The sequence below is a fragment of the Paraburkholderia caffeinitolerans genome (assembly GCF_902859945.1).
Taxonomy (GTDB): Bacteria; Pseudomonadota; Gammaproteobacteria; order Burkholderiales; family Burkholderiaceae; genus Paraburkholderia; species Paraburkholderia caffeinitolerans.
Genome location: NZ_CADIKL010000019.1, coordinates 43,997 through 57,771 on the forward strand (window position 1 = coordinate 43,997; position 13,775 = coordinate 57,771).

Here is a 13,775-nt window from a genome sequence, read left to right on the forward strand (position 1 = left end):
CGTCACGCCTGCTTGCCGCGCTTTTCCACTGGCGTGAAATCGAAGCTCGCGAAACTGCCGCCCTGATAACGCTGTGCAACGGCATCGAGCGGATTTTCTTTGGCGAGAATTTCGGCGGCGTAATCTTCGGCGTTTTGCTTCGGCTGGTAGCCCAGGCGCGTGGCGTCGTCGTGTTCGCCGCTTTGCACCCAGTAGCTGCGCGTGTTGTTCGACACGCCCCACACGACCGCAAAGCCGATCGACTCCACATTGATCACGCGATCGACGAGATGGAACAGGTCGTCGTGGCCGAACCACGTGCTCAAATGGCGAAACTCGGTGGGCTTCGGCAGGCAACTGCCGATGCGTACGTTCACGGTCTCGATGCCGTGCTTGTCCCAGTAGAGCCGCGCGAGCGATTCGCCCCACGCCTTGCTTAGCCCATAAAAACCGTCGGGGCGAAATGCGCAGTCGAGCGTGAGCTTGTCTTCCACCGGATACATGCCGATCGCGTGATTCGAGCTCGCGAACAGGATGCGCTTCGTGCCATGGCGGCGCGCGCCTTCGTAGACTTCGACAAGCCCGCGCAGGTTGTTTTCGATGATCTCGGGCAGGGGACGCTCGACGCTCGTGCCGGCCATGTGGATCAGCACGTCGACGCCTTCGAGCAGGCGGTCGACCACTGCGGGATCGCGCAGATCGCCGTGCATGACATCTTCGCCGGAAACGAGCGGTTCCAGCGGCTTCGAGCCGGCCGCCGAACGCAGGTTCACGCCGCGTTCGAGCAGGCCACGGCGCAGGACGGTGCCGAGCTGGCCGGCCGCGCCGGACAATGCAACTTTCTTCACAGTGGGGTTACCTCACATAAAAATGCCGAAAGCCGGCGCCCGAGCGTGCATCGGGCGCCGGCCGATGAAACGGTCAGGCTTTCGCCGGGTGCGAGGGACGCAGCGCGGGATCAACCGCGGGGTCGCGTTCGTTGTCCTTGCGCTGGTTCGAAATCAGCCGCCAGGCCACCACCGCGCCGATCACATCGAACAGCATGAGGCAGACGAACAAGGGGTTATAGCCGATCGTGCTCGCCATTGCGCCGACGATGAGCGAGAACACCGTCGCGCCGAGGTAGCCGAACATGCCCGAGAGGCCCGTGGCCGTGGCCACTTCGTGCTGGCCGAAGACGTCCGAGGCGAGCGTGAACAGTGCGCCCGAAATGGTCTGGTGCGCGAAGGTGCCGACGCAGAAGAGCGCGATGGCGGCGTACGGACTCGCGACGAGTCCCACGCAGGCCGGGCCGATCATCAGCACCGCGCCAGTGGTGATGACGAGCTTGCGCGACGTGATGAGCGAGCAGCCGAACCAGCGGATGAAGAGCGGCGCGAGATAGCCGCCGACGAGGCAGCCGAGGTCGGCGGCGAGAAACGGCATCCACGCGAACAGCGCGATTTCCTTCAGGTTCATGTGGCGCACGGTGAACATGTACAGCGGAATCCACGCGCCAAAGGTTTGCCATGCCGGCTCCGCGAGCATGCGCGGGATACCGATGCCCCAGAAGCGGCGCTGCTTGAGCACTTCCTTCCACGACGGGCGCTTGCCCGCGGTGCTCTGTTGCGCGACGTCCTGGCCCGCGCGGATGTACTCGGCCTCGTCCTGCGAGAGCCGCGGATGTTCGGCCGGCGAGCGGAACAACACGAGCCACAGCGCGACCCAGATCAGCGCGGCGCCGCCGGTCACCACGAAGGCAAATTGCCAGTTGTACTTAAGAATGCACCAGACCACGAGCGGAGGAGCGATCATCGCGCCGATCGACGTGCCGGTGTTGAGCCAGCCCGTGGCGACCGAACGCTCTTTGGCCGGAAACCACTGGCTGATGGCCTTCATGCCGGCCGGGAAGATGGCGGCTTCGCTCACGCCGAGCAGGCCGCGGAAGAAGGCCAGCGCGGGCCAACTGGAGGCGAGGCCGTGGAGCATGTTGGCGATGGCCCAGGCGAAGGCGAAGATCGCAAAGCCGATCTTGACGCCCACGGAGTCGAGCACGAAGCCGGCGATAGGCTGCGAGAGGGCATAACAGGCCTGGAACGCAGTGACCACGTACGCATACTGCTGCGTGGACATGTGGAGCGTTTCGGTGAGCGTCGGCGCCGCCACGGACAGCGAACTGCGTGCGAGATAGTTGAAAACGGTGCCGATCATGATGAGGCCGATGATCCACCACCGCAGCCCCTTGATAGTCTTGCGTTGCACTGCTCGTCTCCTGTTGTGCCGGGGTGACCGGGGTCCTCATGTAAGACAGCATTCTATTTGCGGCAAAGTTGTAAAGCAACTTATGTCTCGATGGGGATTTCCCTGGGCGTGCCACGGCGTCCAAGGGCGTACATCGGATTGAGCTGTCGGACGAATGGCCCGCGTATGAGGTACGGCGGACGAGTTGACAATTGATTGGTTGTATTACAACAATGCTGACGTGGCGTCCGGCTGTGCCTGAGCGGCCCGCCTACCTCCAAAAAATGGACGAGACACGATGAATTCACCTGTCATTGCCATCAGCGAACACGCCCTCGAACAACTGCGCCACGTTTCCACCGCGACGCTGACCACCCAGCTCTTCAAGCACGGATTGCGCAACGTCTTCTTGCAAGGCGTGAAGCCGCTTGTCGCTCCAGTGCCCGGCGCGCCCAATCTCGTCGGCCCGGCCTTCACGATGCGCAACATCCCGGCGCGCGAGGACCTCGATCAGCTAAGCGCGTTCCAGAACCCCGAGCATCCGCAGCGCAAGGGCGTCGAGACCGTGCCGGCCGGCGCCGTGCTCGTGCAGGATTGCCGTGGCGTGACTGATGCCGCGTCGATGGGCTCGATTCTCGCCACGCGCATGCGAGTGCGCGGCGTGGCCGGCATGGTGTCGGACGGTCCGGTGCGCGATAGCGCGACGATTGCCGCGCTCGGCCTGCCGGTTTTTTGCGCGGGCGCTTCGGCGCCGCTCAATTTGTGCCGGCATCACACGGTCGATCTGAATGTGCCCATCGGCTGCGGCGGCGTGGCCGTGTATCCGGGGGACATCATCGTCGGCGACACCGACGGCGTGGTGGTGATCCCGCGCCATCTCGCGGAGGCGGTGGCGGAGGCCGCGTGGGAACAGGAGTCGCTCGAGTGTTTCATTACCGAGCGCATCGAGGCGGGCGCGGCGCTGCCCGGCACCTATCCGCCGAACGAGGCGACGCTGGCCGCCTACGCGGAGTGGAAGCAAACACGGCGGTAAGCGCGGCGCTGAGCGCGCCGTTGCTCGGCAGTCGCGGCGTGCAGAACCATGCCGCGCCGAAATTTTTCTCTTTTTCCGATACGAAATGGCGAAGTTTCAGGATCAGGACATCATCGAAATCGTGCGCGGCGGCTCGTGTTTGCGGGTTGCGCCGCAAGCTGGCGGGCGGCTGCTCTCGTGGCATCTGCACGGCGCGCCGGTCATCCACTGGCCCGATGCGGCCGACTGGAGCCAGCCCGCACTGGTGCGTGGCGGCAATCCGCTGTTGTTTCCTTTCATCGCCCGCCATCGCGTGGACGGGCGCATCGGGCTATGGCGCGACGCGCAGGGCGTGGTGCGCGAAGTGCCGATGCATGGCTTCGCGCGCGATTTGCCGTTCACGGCGCAGGTGGATGCGCAAGGCCATGGCGTGCACATGACCTTGACCGACAGCGCGGCCACGCGCACGGGCTTTCCGTTCAGTTTCCGCTTCGAAGCCGTTTATCGGCTGTTGGACGAAACAACGCTCGACGTCGAGTTGATCACGACGAACACGGCCACGGCGGACACAACAGCCATGCGCGACGGCAGCATGCCGTACTACGCCGGCCATCACTTCTATTTCTCGCTGCCGCACGCGCAGCGCAGCGCAGCGACGCTGGCGCTGCCGCGCAACGTGTACCGGCATCAACTCGCGGACGGCACCACGACAACGCCCGAAGCGGGTGCCGAGGTTTACCGCTTCGACGACCCGCGGATCGTCGACCGGTTTCATTGCCTGGAAGGCGCACCGGCGTGTCCGGTGCGCATCGAAATGCCCACGCTGCGGCGCGCGATCGAAATCGATTTGCGCCGTCCCGGCTCGGTGTCCTGGTACGCCGTGACGTCGTGGACGCTCGCGCCCGATTCGGACTTCTACTGCGTGGAACCCTGGCTCGGCCTGCCCGATGCGATTCACAGCGGCCTTGGCCTGCGCTGGCTGGCGCCGGGGCAGACGGAGAAGGCTTCGCTGCGCATCAGCGTGAGCACGCTCGATTGAAGGGCGGGCTGGGTAACGTGGGCAGGTTCACGCTCGCGGCAGGGCTGGCGCGCTCAATGCGTGCGCCGTATGACTTACAATCCGGAACACACCTGACAACTTCGCACGTAGCACTTCACCATGGCTGAGCAGAAAGCGCCGAACATGCCGGCGCGGATTTACAGCGACATCCTGAGCCGCATTATCGAAGGCGAATACAAGGAAGGGGAGCGGCTGCCGACCGAGCACATGCTTGCGGAACGCTTCGCGACCTCGCGTCCGACCGTGCGCGAAGCGCTTGCGCAGTTACGCGCGGACGGCATCATCGCCACGCGCCACGGGTCGGGAACGACCGTCATGCGCCGCCCGGACCCGGACGTGCGCCGCTTTGCGCCGCTCGAAACGTTGTCGGACATCCGGCGCTGCTACGAGTACCGCGTGGTGGTCGAGGCGGGCGCGGCGGCGCTTGCCGCGCAGAAGGCCGACGATGCCGATATTGCCGCGATTCGCCACGAATGGGACAACCTCCAGACCATCGTCGAAACGTCGGGCATTGGCGCGAAGGACGACTTCGCGTTTCATATGGCCGTGGCCCGCGCGTCGAAGAATCAATTCTTTATCACTGCGCTCTCGGGCATCCAGGAGCAGATGGTGTTCAGCATGAATCTGTCGCGCAACCTCTCGCTCGTGAAGTCCATCGAGCGGCAGCGCATCGTGCAGCAGGAGCACCTCGAAGTGCTCGAGGCCATTCAGGCGCACGACACCGAGCGCGCGGCGCGAGCCATGCGTGATCATCTCGAGAACGCGGTGAGTCGCATGTTCGGCTCTTGATCTGCGCTTGGGCCGTGCTCGGGCCGTGCCAGGCCCATCAATGAAAAAAGCGGGATTCGCTTGGGCGAATCCCGCTTTTTGTTCGACCGTGACGCCCATTCGGGCGCCCGGTCAACAACGCCGAAAGGCGTTGCCTTTATTCGTCTGACTTCTTAAGCAGCTTGCTTCGGGCCACGCGTGGCTTGAGCAGCGGCCTTCGATGCAGCCTTGGTGACCGCTTCGAAGTTGCTTTCGGCCATTTCGGCAGCTTGCTTGGCGGCCTTGTTCACCGAGTCGTAGGCGCCTTGAGCAGCCGTGATCGCCGACTTGAATGCTGCGACGGCGGTTTCCGAACCGGCCGGTGCGTTCTTCGCTGCGTTGTCGATCAGCGATTGCACGGCGTGCTGCTGCTGCTCGATCTGGCTTTGCGCGGCTTGCGTGAATTCCGACTGCGCGCTCGAGACGATCGCGTAGACGTTACGGCCATAGGCCAGCGCCTTTTCGGCGGCCGGTTGTGCGAAGCCTGCTTGCAGGGCGAAGAAACCTTGCGGGTCCTTGGCCGACAGCGTGCGCTGAGCGTGTTCCTGGCCTTCGGCGATGGCGGCACGAGCCGTCTCGATGTTCAGTTCGGCGAGCTTGACTGCGCCTTCGAATGCCTTGTTCGTGAGACCGAAGAGGGCTTCAAGACCGGCTTTCTGGGTGGCGGCGAATTGTTCGGGGGTAGGCAGAGTCATGTCGTCGTTCCTGAGGGTGGACCGTTACGCGTCGGTTCCGTTACGAAAAAAAGAAAACTTTCTGTCGATCACCGGTTCGCGTATTGGTGCGATGCAGCAATCAGGTTCCATAATATCTCAAAACAAAGACGTGTCAAGCATTTTTTGTGCGTCGCATCAATTCCGTAAGCCCCTGATTCGCATTGGAAAATCGCGACAAAACGAAGGCGTTTCGAAAGTATCTTTGTGCGCCAGAAATTTCTTATGCGAAACGTATGGTTAGTGCGTTGAACCGCCCAAGCGCAGCCCCTTGTGAGCAAGGGCACAATGGCACTCTCTGGCTACCACTGGTCGACACAGGAGATGTGAAATGGCTGATTCGAGCGGCAAGTCTCTCGGCAAATCCACGACAGGCGCCGGTGCACCGGCTGTCAGCGACCGCAACTCGCTGACCATCGGTCCCGATGGTCCGATTCTGTTGCACGACGTGCATTTTCTCGAGCAGATGGCGCACTTCAACCGCGAGAAAGTGCCGGAGCGCCAACCGCACGCGAAGGGCGCCGGCGCGTTTGGCGAGCTCAAGATCACTGAGGACGTTTCGAAGTACACGAAGGCGGCCCTGTTCCAGAAGGGCGCGAGCACCGAAGTGCTCGCGCGCTTTTCCACGGTCGCGGGCGAGATGGGCAGTCCCGACACCTGGCGCGACGTGCGCGGATTCTCGCTGAAGTTTTATACGTCCGAAGGCAATTACGATCTGGTCGGCAACAATACGCCGGTGTTCTTCGTGCGCGACCCGATGAAATTCCCGCACTTCATCCGCAGCCAGAAGCGGCTGCCTGATTCGGGCTTGCGCGACAGCCACATGCAATGGGACTTCTGGACCAACAATCCTGAGACGGCGCACCAGGTCACGTATTTGATGGGCGAGCGCGGGCTGCCGAGGACATGGCGCCATATGAACGGCTACGGCTCGCATACGTTCATGTGGGTGAACGCGCAGGGCGAGAAGTTCTGGGTCAAGTATCACTTCCATACGAACCAGGGCATGCAGTTCTTCACGAATGCCGAGGCGGAGGCCATGTCCGGCCGCGACGCCGACTTCCATCGCCGCGACCTGTTCGCGGCGATCCAGCGCGGCGAGCATCCGTCGTGGACGGTTGCCGTGCAGGTCATGCCCTATGCCGACGCCAGGACCTATCGCTTCAATCCGTTCGATCTCACCAAGACGTGGTCACACAAGGACTATCCGCTCATCAAGGTCGGCACGATGACGCTCAATCGCAATCCGGAGAACTTCTTCGCGCAGATCGAGCAGGCGGCGTTCTCGCCCGGCAACACGGTGCCGGGCATCGGGCTGTCGCCGGACAGGATGCTGCTGGGCCGCGCGTTTGCCTATAACGATGCGCAGCGCGCGCGCATTGGCACGAACTTCCATCAGTTGCCGGTGAACCGCCCGAAAGTGCCGCTGCAGACCTATATGTTCGACGGCAACATGACTTACGAGCACAGCGGCAACGCTCCGGTCTATGCGCCGAACAGCGGCGGGCGTCCGTGGGCCGACCAGACCGGCTCCGTCGAAGATGGCTGGGAGTCCGATGGCGAAATGGTGCGCAGCGCCTATACGCTGCATGCCGAAGACGATGATTTCGGCCAGGCGGGTCATCTCGTGCGCAACGTGTTCAATGACGCGCAACGCGCGCAACTCGTCGATCAGGTCGTGGCGAGCATGGGCGGCGTGCGCAGCCCGGTGCGCGAGCGCGTGTTCGAGTACTGGAAAAATATCGATGCCGAGGTTGGGCGCGCGATCGAAGCCAAGGCGGGCAGCGGCAAGTAAGGACCCTGTTAGCTGCGCTGTTATCGGGTTGAATTCGGCGCTGAATGTTTGAACCGGAGCGGTGCTTGTGCGCCGCTCCGGTTTTTTTATCGACGCGTGGCTGTGCGTCCGGCGCGCTTCTGCGTGGCGCGAGGCGAGGGCGCATAATGCGCGGATCGCACTATACGGTCCGCGCAATTTGCATTGCGCGCGAGGGAATAAAATCGCTGCGCGGCGCGTTATCCCAGACTGAAACGTTACGGCACGCTCACGTGAAAACATCTCTTTCCGCCACACCTGATTCCGCGACCATGGCATCCGCGCAGAAATACACGCGCGTTGCCGTGCTGCTGCATTGGTTGATCGCCTTGCTGATTCTCGCTAACGTCGCGCTCGGCCTGACCGCCGCGCTGTTGCCCGACGGCACGCTTACCGACGAGTCGATTCGCTTCGTCATCGACACGCACAAATCCATTGGCATCACCGTGCTCGGCCTTGCGATTCTGCGCGTGCTGTGGCGCTTCACGCACCGGCCGCCCCCGCTGCCCGCCGAGTTCCCCTCGTGGGAGCGCTCGGCGGCGCACGCCGCGCACATCGCGCTGTACGTGCTCATCTTCGCAATGCCGCTTTCGGGCTGGCTCCACGACTCCGCGTGGGTGGCCGCCGCGTCGCATCCCATGTATCTGTTTGGGCTGTTTCAGTGGCCGCGCATCGGCTTCATCATGAATCTCGATCCGGCGACCAAGAACCAATTGCACGATCAGTTCGGCGCGCTGCACACGGCGTGCAGCTATGCGCTTTATGGCGTGCTCGCGCTGCATGTCGCGGGGGCGCTCAAGCATCAGTGGATTGATCGCCATTCGGTGCTGCGCCGGATGATGCCGTGAATACCGGAACAAGGACTGCCTTGAACAACCCCCTCGACGAGGCCCTCGCGCGTACGTCGCCGCGCCTCGCGCCGCCGCGAACGCCGTTTGTCAGCATCGCGATTCACCTCGGCGTCATGGTGCTGTGGTGCGTGTTGTTTGCGCGCGCATTTTTCCTGCAAGGCGTGGTCGCGTGGTCGACCGGTATTGCCTATGTGATCTACGACACGCTGCTGCTCGTGTTCGTGGCATGGCAGGCGCGCGTGCTGCTGCGTCCTGCCGGCGCGATGACGATCACGGCTACTGCTGCGCCCGTTTCGCAACCGACGCTTGGCGTGATCGTCGCCGCGCACAATGAGGCGGCAGTGCTGCCCATCACGCTCGACGCGCTGTTCGCGCAGACCCGCGCGCCGCAGCAGATCGTGATTGCCGACGATGGGTCGAGCGACGGCACCGCAGCGTTGCTTGCGGAGCGCTATGGGCTGGCCGATCCTGGCGAAGGGCGCTTGAGCCCGCCTGCGCCCGACTATCCGAATTTGCGCTGGCTGAAGCTGCCGCATGGCGGCAAGGCGCGCGCGCTCAATGCGGCGCTCGGCGCGATCCGGACCGATGCGGTGATGACCGTCGATGCCGACACGCTGCTAGAGCCCGACGCCTGCGCGGCCATGATCGACGCGTTTGGCCGCGAACCCGCGCTCGTGGCGGCGGCGGGGCTGCTCACGCCGGTTTGCGGACACTCGCCGAGCGGACGCTTTTTTCAGTGGTTCCAGACCTACGAGTACATCCGCAATTTCATCTCGCGCTTCGCGTGGATGCGTGCGGACAGTCTGCTGCTCGTCTCCGGTGCGTTCGCGGCTTTCCGGCGTGACGCGGTGATGGCGGTGGGCGGATTCGATCCACACTGCCTTGTAGAGGATTACGAACTGATTCACCGGCTGCGGCGCTATTCGGCGCGTGAAGGGCTCGGCTGGGACGTGCGCGTGATTGGCGCCGCGCACGCCCGCACCGACGCGCCCGGCACGCTCGCAAGTTTTCTGCGGCAGCGTCGCCGCTGGTTTGCGGGCTTTTTGCAGACCCAGTACTGGTATCGCGACATGACCGGGAACCGTCGCTACGGCAAGCTCGGTCTCATGATGCTGCCGGTGAAGGCGTTCGACACCGTGCAGCCCATTTACGGCCTCACGGCGTTCGCACTGTTGCTCGGGTTTCTCTTCGACGGGCGCTTCACGATTGTGTTGCCGGTGCTCGCGGTGATCGTCGGGAAGATCGCGATCGATCTCGCGTTTCATCTGTTTTCGGTGCATCTGTACCGGCGCTGGAGTGGCGATCGCGCGAGCTCCAGCTTCGGCATGGCGCTGCTGGCGGCGATCTTCGAGCCGTTCTCGTTCCAATTGATGCGCCACGCCGGCGCGGCACTCGGCTGGCTGCATTTTCTGCTGGGGCGCCGCAAGTGGGGCGTGCAGCAGCGCACCGGCCTGGGTGCGCCTCGGGGGCGCGGGACGGTGGCGTAGACCGTTGCGCCGAGCGCGCTGGGTTGTGGCTGAATGGGCAGCGCAATCCGCTTGGCGGCCGGCGCGCGGTATCCTCCTCGTGACATGCGAAGCGCTCGCGTGATTTCCGATACGACACAGGAGGCAAGCCGATGCAGCACGACGACCCGAAAGCGCCGGATCCACAAATCAACGACGAATCGCCAGGCGTGAGCGGCCCCGCCCAGCATGGCCCAGATGACCCTGCCCGCCGTCGCGTGCTGGGCGGGATCGCCGCGGTTGGCGTGGGCCTTGCGCTCGGCGGTTGCCAGTCGCCCGCGCAAAGCGCGGGCGCGGGTGTCGCGCCGCGCAGTGCCGGCGACGCGCGCCTCGACGCGGCGCTGCGCGACCAGGTGCGCCACATCGTCGTGATCTACGCGGAGAACCGCAGCTTCGTCAATCTCTACGGCGATTTCCCGGGTGTGCAGACGCCGCTTTCCAGCGTGCCTGCGCAGCGCTATGTGCAGCTCGATCGCGACGGCAAGACGCCGCTCGCGCAATTGCCGAAGATCTGGGGCGGACTGGTGCCGCAGGCACAGGAGCTCGACGGCAAGCGCTACATGATCGGCCAGGAGGCCATTACCGGCCTTGCGAACCGGCCGTTTCGCATCGGCGACGCGCACGGCAATCCGTTGCCGAACGGAATCAAGACACGCGATCTCATCCATCGCTTCTACCAGAACCAGATGCAGATCAACGCCGGCCGCAACGATCAGTTTGCCGCGTGGGGTGATTCGGGTGGCCTCGTGATGGGCTATTACGAGAACTCCGCGGCCACGCTGCGGCTCTGGAAACTCGCGCAGCAATACACGCTGTGCGATAACTTTTTCATGGCAGCGTTCGGTGGCTCGTGGCTCAACCACATCTATCTGATCTCCGCGCAGGCGCCGTACTATCCCGACATTCAGTCGAGCCCGGCGAAGCACCTCGTCTCCGTGCTCGAGGGCGACGATCCACTCGGCACGCGCCTGAAGCTCGCGCCCGCTTGCCCGCCTTCGGCGCTGGGCGGGCCGCCGAAATTCGTCAACGACGGCCTATTCACGCCCGACGGCTATGCGGTCAACACCATGGCGCCGCCGTATCAGCCGAGCAGTGTGCGTCCTGCCGAAGACGGCAATCCCGCATGGGCCGATCCCGCCAATCCGCGTGTGATGCCGCCGCAAACCTACGCGACGATCGGCGACCGGCTTTCCGCGAAGGGCGTCGACTGGGCCTGGTACAGCGGCGCCTGGCAATATGCGCTGGACCACCGCGACACGGGCGCCGTGCCTGACTTCCAGTATCACCATCAGCCTTTCAACTACTTCGCGAACTACGCGCCGGGCACGGCCGCGCGCGCACGGTACCTGCGCGACGCGGGCCTCGGCGACGATCCGGCCACCAACCGCCTGCTCGCCGACATCGACGCGGGGCGGCTACCGGCCGTCACCTTCTACAAGCCGCAGGGCGACCTGAACATGCACGCGGGCTACGCTGACGTGGCCTCGGGCGACCGCCACATCGCCACCGTGATCGAGCATCTGCAGCGCAGCGAGCACTGGGCGAATACGGTGATCGTGATGACGCACGACGAGAACGGCGGCTGGTGGGATCCGGTCGCGCCGCCGCAGGGCGACCGCTGGGGGCCGGGCTCGCGCATTCCGGCGCTCGTGATCGCGCCGTTCGCGAAGAAGGGCTACGTGGACCACACGTTCTACGACACCAACTCGATCCTGCGCTTCATCAGCCGCGTGCATGGGCTCGCGCCGCTCGACGGCGTGGCGTCGCGCGAGCGCGCGTGCGCCGCGCGCGGGCAGACGCCACCAGGCGATCTCACGGCGGCGCTCGATCTGGCGTGATGGCATTCGTGATCGTATGCAGCGGGAGGCGGCGGGTTGCTTATTGGAAACGCAGTTGCCGCTTCCGTGACTGAATCGATGAACTTGTCGTCCGATCAATGAGTTGGCGAGATCCCCAGGCGGTTATCAACAGAGTTGTCCAGAAAAACTGTGGACAACTTTTTCGCGCAAAATTTGTGCATCCGCCGTGGCTTTCGCATGCTTGTTTTTTAAAATCATAGACTTGGCATCGATGTCCCAAGGTTGCCCACAAGGCTCTCAACAAAATCTGTGGACAAGCATGGCGCCGATTTTCGTTTCGGCGGCAAATTTGCTGCATTCGGAAACGGCACGCACAATCCGATACACATCAGACACTTGCCGCACTCGTCCCGGAGTTACACACAGGCCTTTCCACGAAATCTGTGGATAGCGCGCCCGGATGCTGACATGCCTCGCAAGCGCCTTGCGCGAGGCTCGGCTTGCGCCCGATAATCGCCCTCGATACGCCTGATTACGACATGATCGCGACGCCCATGCGTCGCGGCTTCTCCTCCCACTCTGCGTCGCGCCGTGCTCAAGAACTCGCGCTTTGCCGGTCTTCTGCGTATTCCCGGTTTTCTTCCGCTTGCCGGCGCCACGCTCATGCTGGGCGTGGCGATGTCGTTCACCGCACCCTATCTGTCCTTGTTCGGCGTCGAACGCGCCGGCATGACGCCGTTGCGGCTCGGCGTGTTCATGACCGCGATAGCGGCAAGCGGCGTCATCGCCAGCACGGCGGCGGGGCGCTGGAGCGACGCCTCGGGCAAACATCGGCCGCTGTTGCTCGCTTCGCTGTGCGCGGCCACGCTCGGCTATTTGTGCTTGTGCGTTGTGCGCGACTACCGCTTGCTGCTCGCGGTGGGCGTGGTGTTCATCGGCGCGGGCGGCTGCGCGCTCTCACTCGTGTTCTCGTTCAGCCGTGCGGCGCTGCCGGCCGCCGACGACGCCGAGCGCACCTTCGCGAGCGCGACCTTGCGCACGATTCTTTCGGCGGCCTGGGTGTTCGGGCCTGCGGTCGGCGCGCTGGTGCTCGCGGCCACCAGCTTCTACGGGCTATTCCTGTTCGCGGCGGCGAGCTTTGCTGTATGCGGCACGATCGTCTGGCGCATGCGCGAGTCGCGCCAGGACGAGCACGCGACCCAGCATCTGATGAGGCGGCCCACGGCCGAGGAGGTGGCCGCCGAGTTGACGCAAGAGGCCATGGCGCCCTACGAAGGGCAGCCGCTCACCCAGGCCGAGGTGCAGCCCGGTGTGGCGCAGCGTGCACGCGTGAGCGTAAGCGCCCTCGAAGTTTCGCAGAGCGACATCATGCGTGCGGTGGTTGCGCTCACGCTAATCGGCCTCGCCGCCAACGCGACGATGATCGTGCTGCCGCTCTATATCGTGCACGGCCTTCAGGGCTCGCGCCTTGATGTTTCGATCATGCTCGGGCTCGGCGCATTCATGGAAATTCCCATGATGCTCGCGCTCGGCGCGAAGGCGTCGCAGCTGAACAAGTTGCGCTGGCTCGCGGCCTGCGCCGTCGTGCACGCGGTGTATTTCGTGTCGATGTCGGCGGCGCCGGGCGTGCATGCGCTGATTCCCATGCAGATCCTCAATGCATTCGTGGTGGCCGTCACGTCGTGTCTCGGCATGACCTACGTACAGGATCTGATGCCCGAATCGCCCGGGCGCGCCACGGCGCTGTTCTTCAACGCGTCTCGGCTGGGTTCGATTCTGTCCGGCGTGCTCTCTGGCCTGCTCGTGCAGGCGTTCGGGTATCGCGGCACGTTCCTGTTCTGCGGCGTGCTCGCGCTCTGCGCGCTGGTACTTTTCGCGGTTCCCGGAGAGATGTACCCGCGCATGGCGTATGCGGCGCGGCGTCATGCGCGTGAGCGTTTCGGCTCGCGCTCGGGGCGCACCAGCAGCACTCGAGGCGCGAAGCAGCGCACCGATGTAGTTGGCGATCCTGATTAA

At 64.1% G+C, this 13,775-nt stretch carries 11 protein-coding genes; 8 read left to right on the plus strand and 3 right to left on the minus strand.

Translation table 11 applies throughout. The features are described from left to right. Positions 1-2: 2 nt before the first annotated feature. Positions 3-827 (minus strand): NAD-dependent epimerase/dehydratase family protein, encoded by an 825-nt coding sequence (locus tag HV773_RS19350; RefSeq protein WP_175196404.1) that lies wholly within the window; start codon positions 825-827, stop codon positions 3-5. A gap of 73 nt (positions 828-900) precedes the next feature. Then, on the minus strand, positions 901-2,169 hold the full coding sequence (locus HV773_RS19355; protein WP_175196516.1) for an MFS transporter: 1,269 nt from the start codon (positions 2,167-2,169) through the stop codon (positions 901-903). A 328-nt stretch (positions 2,170-2,497) separates the two neighbouring features. Here HV773_RS19355 and HV773_RS19360 point away from each other — a divergent pair, with 328 nt between their 5' ends. The 3 genes from HV773_RS19360 to HV773_RS19370 all read left to right on the plus strand — a co-directional run bounded on the left by HV773_RS19360 (position 2,498) and on the right by HV773_RS19370 (position 5,060). Beyond that, positions 2,498-3,232 carry a ribonuclease activity regulator RraA gene (locus tag HV773_RS19360; protein ID WP_175196406.1) on the plus strand — a complete coding sequence of 245 codons (735 nt, stop codon included), beginning with the start codon at positions 2,498-2,500 and terminating at the stop codon, positions 3,230-3,232. Between the two features lie 85 nt (positions 3,233-3,317). After that, positions 3,318-4,250: an aldose epimerase family protein gene (locus HV773_RS19365; protein ID WP_175196408.1), complete on the plus strand. Its 933-nt coding sequence runs from the start codon at positions 3,318-3,320 to the stop codon at positions 4,248-4,250. A 120-nt stretch (positions 4,251-4,370) separates the two neighbouring features. Beyond that, entirely contained in the window at positions 4,371-5,060 is a 690-nt protein-coding gene (locus tag HV773_RS19370) for a FadR/GntR family transcriptional regulator (RefSeq protein ID WP_175196409.1), read from the plus strand. 152 nt (positions 5,061-5,212) lie between these two features. Here HV773_RS19370 and phaP read toward each other — a convergent pair whose 3' ends face one another. Next, a complete protein-coding gene (gene phaP / locus HV773_RS19375; RefSeq protein ID WP_175196411.1) occupies positions 5,213-5,773 on the minus strand; it encodes a TIGR01841 family phasin in 561 nt (186 codons plus the stop codon). Between the two features lie 349 nt (positions 5,774-6,122). Here phaP and HV773_RS19380 point away from each other — a divergent pair, with 349 nt between their 5' ends. From HV773_RS19380 to HV773_RS19400, 5 genes are all read left to right on the plus strand, one after another. Continuing rightward, on the plus strand, positions 6,123-7,586 hold the full coding sequence (locus HV773_RS19380) for a catalase (protein ID WP_175196413.1): 1,464 nt from the start codon (positions 6,123-6,125) through the stop codon (positions 7,584-7,586). 290 nt (positions 7,587-7,876) lie between these two features. After that, positions 7,877-8,452, plus strand: coding sequence for a cytochrome b (locus HV773_RS19385; protein WP_175196415.1), 576 nt, complete (start codon positions 7,877-7,879; stop codon positions 8,450-8,452). A 20-nt stretch (positions 8,453-8,472) separates the two neighbouring features. After that, the gene (locus HV773_RS19390; RefSeq protein ID WP_175196417.1) at positions 8,473-9,942 is read left to right on the plus strand and encodes a glycosyltransferase family 2 protein; all 1,470 of its coding nucleotides are present in this window, start codon (positions 8,473-8,475) and stop codon (positions 9,940-9,942) included. A 131-nt stretch (positions 9,943-10,073) separates the two neighbouring features. Further along, complete coding sequence (locus tag HV773_RS19395; RefSeq protein ID WP_175196419.1) at positions 10,074-11,798, plus strand: acid phosphatase; 1,725 nt, start codon at positions 10,074-10,076, stop codon at positions 11,796-11,798. A gap of 552 nt (positions 11,799-12,350) precedes the next feature. Then, complete coding sequence (locus HV773_RS19400) at positions 12,351-13,775, plus strand: sugar efflux transporter (protein ID WP_175196421.1); 1,425 nt, start codon at positions 12,351-12,353, stop codon at positions 13,773-13,775.

Coding starts and splice junctions, on each gene's coding strand:
- phaP (WP_175196411.1), bottom strand. CDS start 5,773: ATGACTCTGCCTACCCCCGAACAATTCGCCGCCACCCAGAAAGCCGGT.
- HV773_RS19365 (WP_175196408.1), top strand. CDS start 3,318: ATGGCGAAGTTTCAGGATCAGGACATCATCGAAATCGTGCGCGGCGGC.
- HV773_RS19380 (WP_175196413.1), top strand. CDS start 6,123: ATGGCTGATTCGAGCGGCAAGTCTCTCGGCAAATCCACGACAGGCGCC.
- HV773_RS19385 (WP_175196415.1), top strand. CDS start 7,877: ATGGCATCCGCGCAGAAATACACGCGCGTTGCCGTGCTGCTGCATTGG.
- HV773_RS19355 (WP_175196516.1), bottom strand. CDS start 2,169: ATGATCGGCACCGTTTTCAACTATCTCGCACGCAGTTCGCTGTCCGTG.
- HV773_RS19360 (WP_175196406.1), top strand. CDS start 2,498: ATGAATTCACCTGTCATTGCCATCAGCGAACACGCCCTCGAACAACTG.
- HV773_RS19370 (WP_175196409.1), top strand. CDS start 4,371: ATGGCTGAGCAGAAAGCGCCGAACATGCCGGCGCGGATTTACAGCGAC.
- HV773_RS19395 (WP_175196419.1), top strand. CDS start 10,074: ATGCAGCACGACGACCCGAAAGCGCCGGATCCACAAATCAACGACGAA.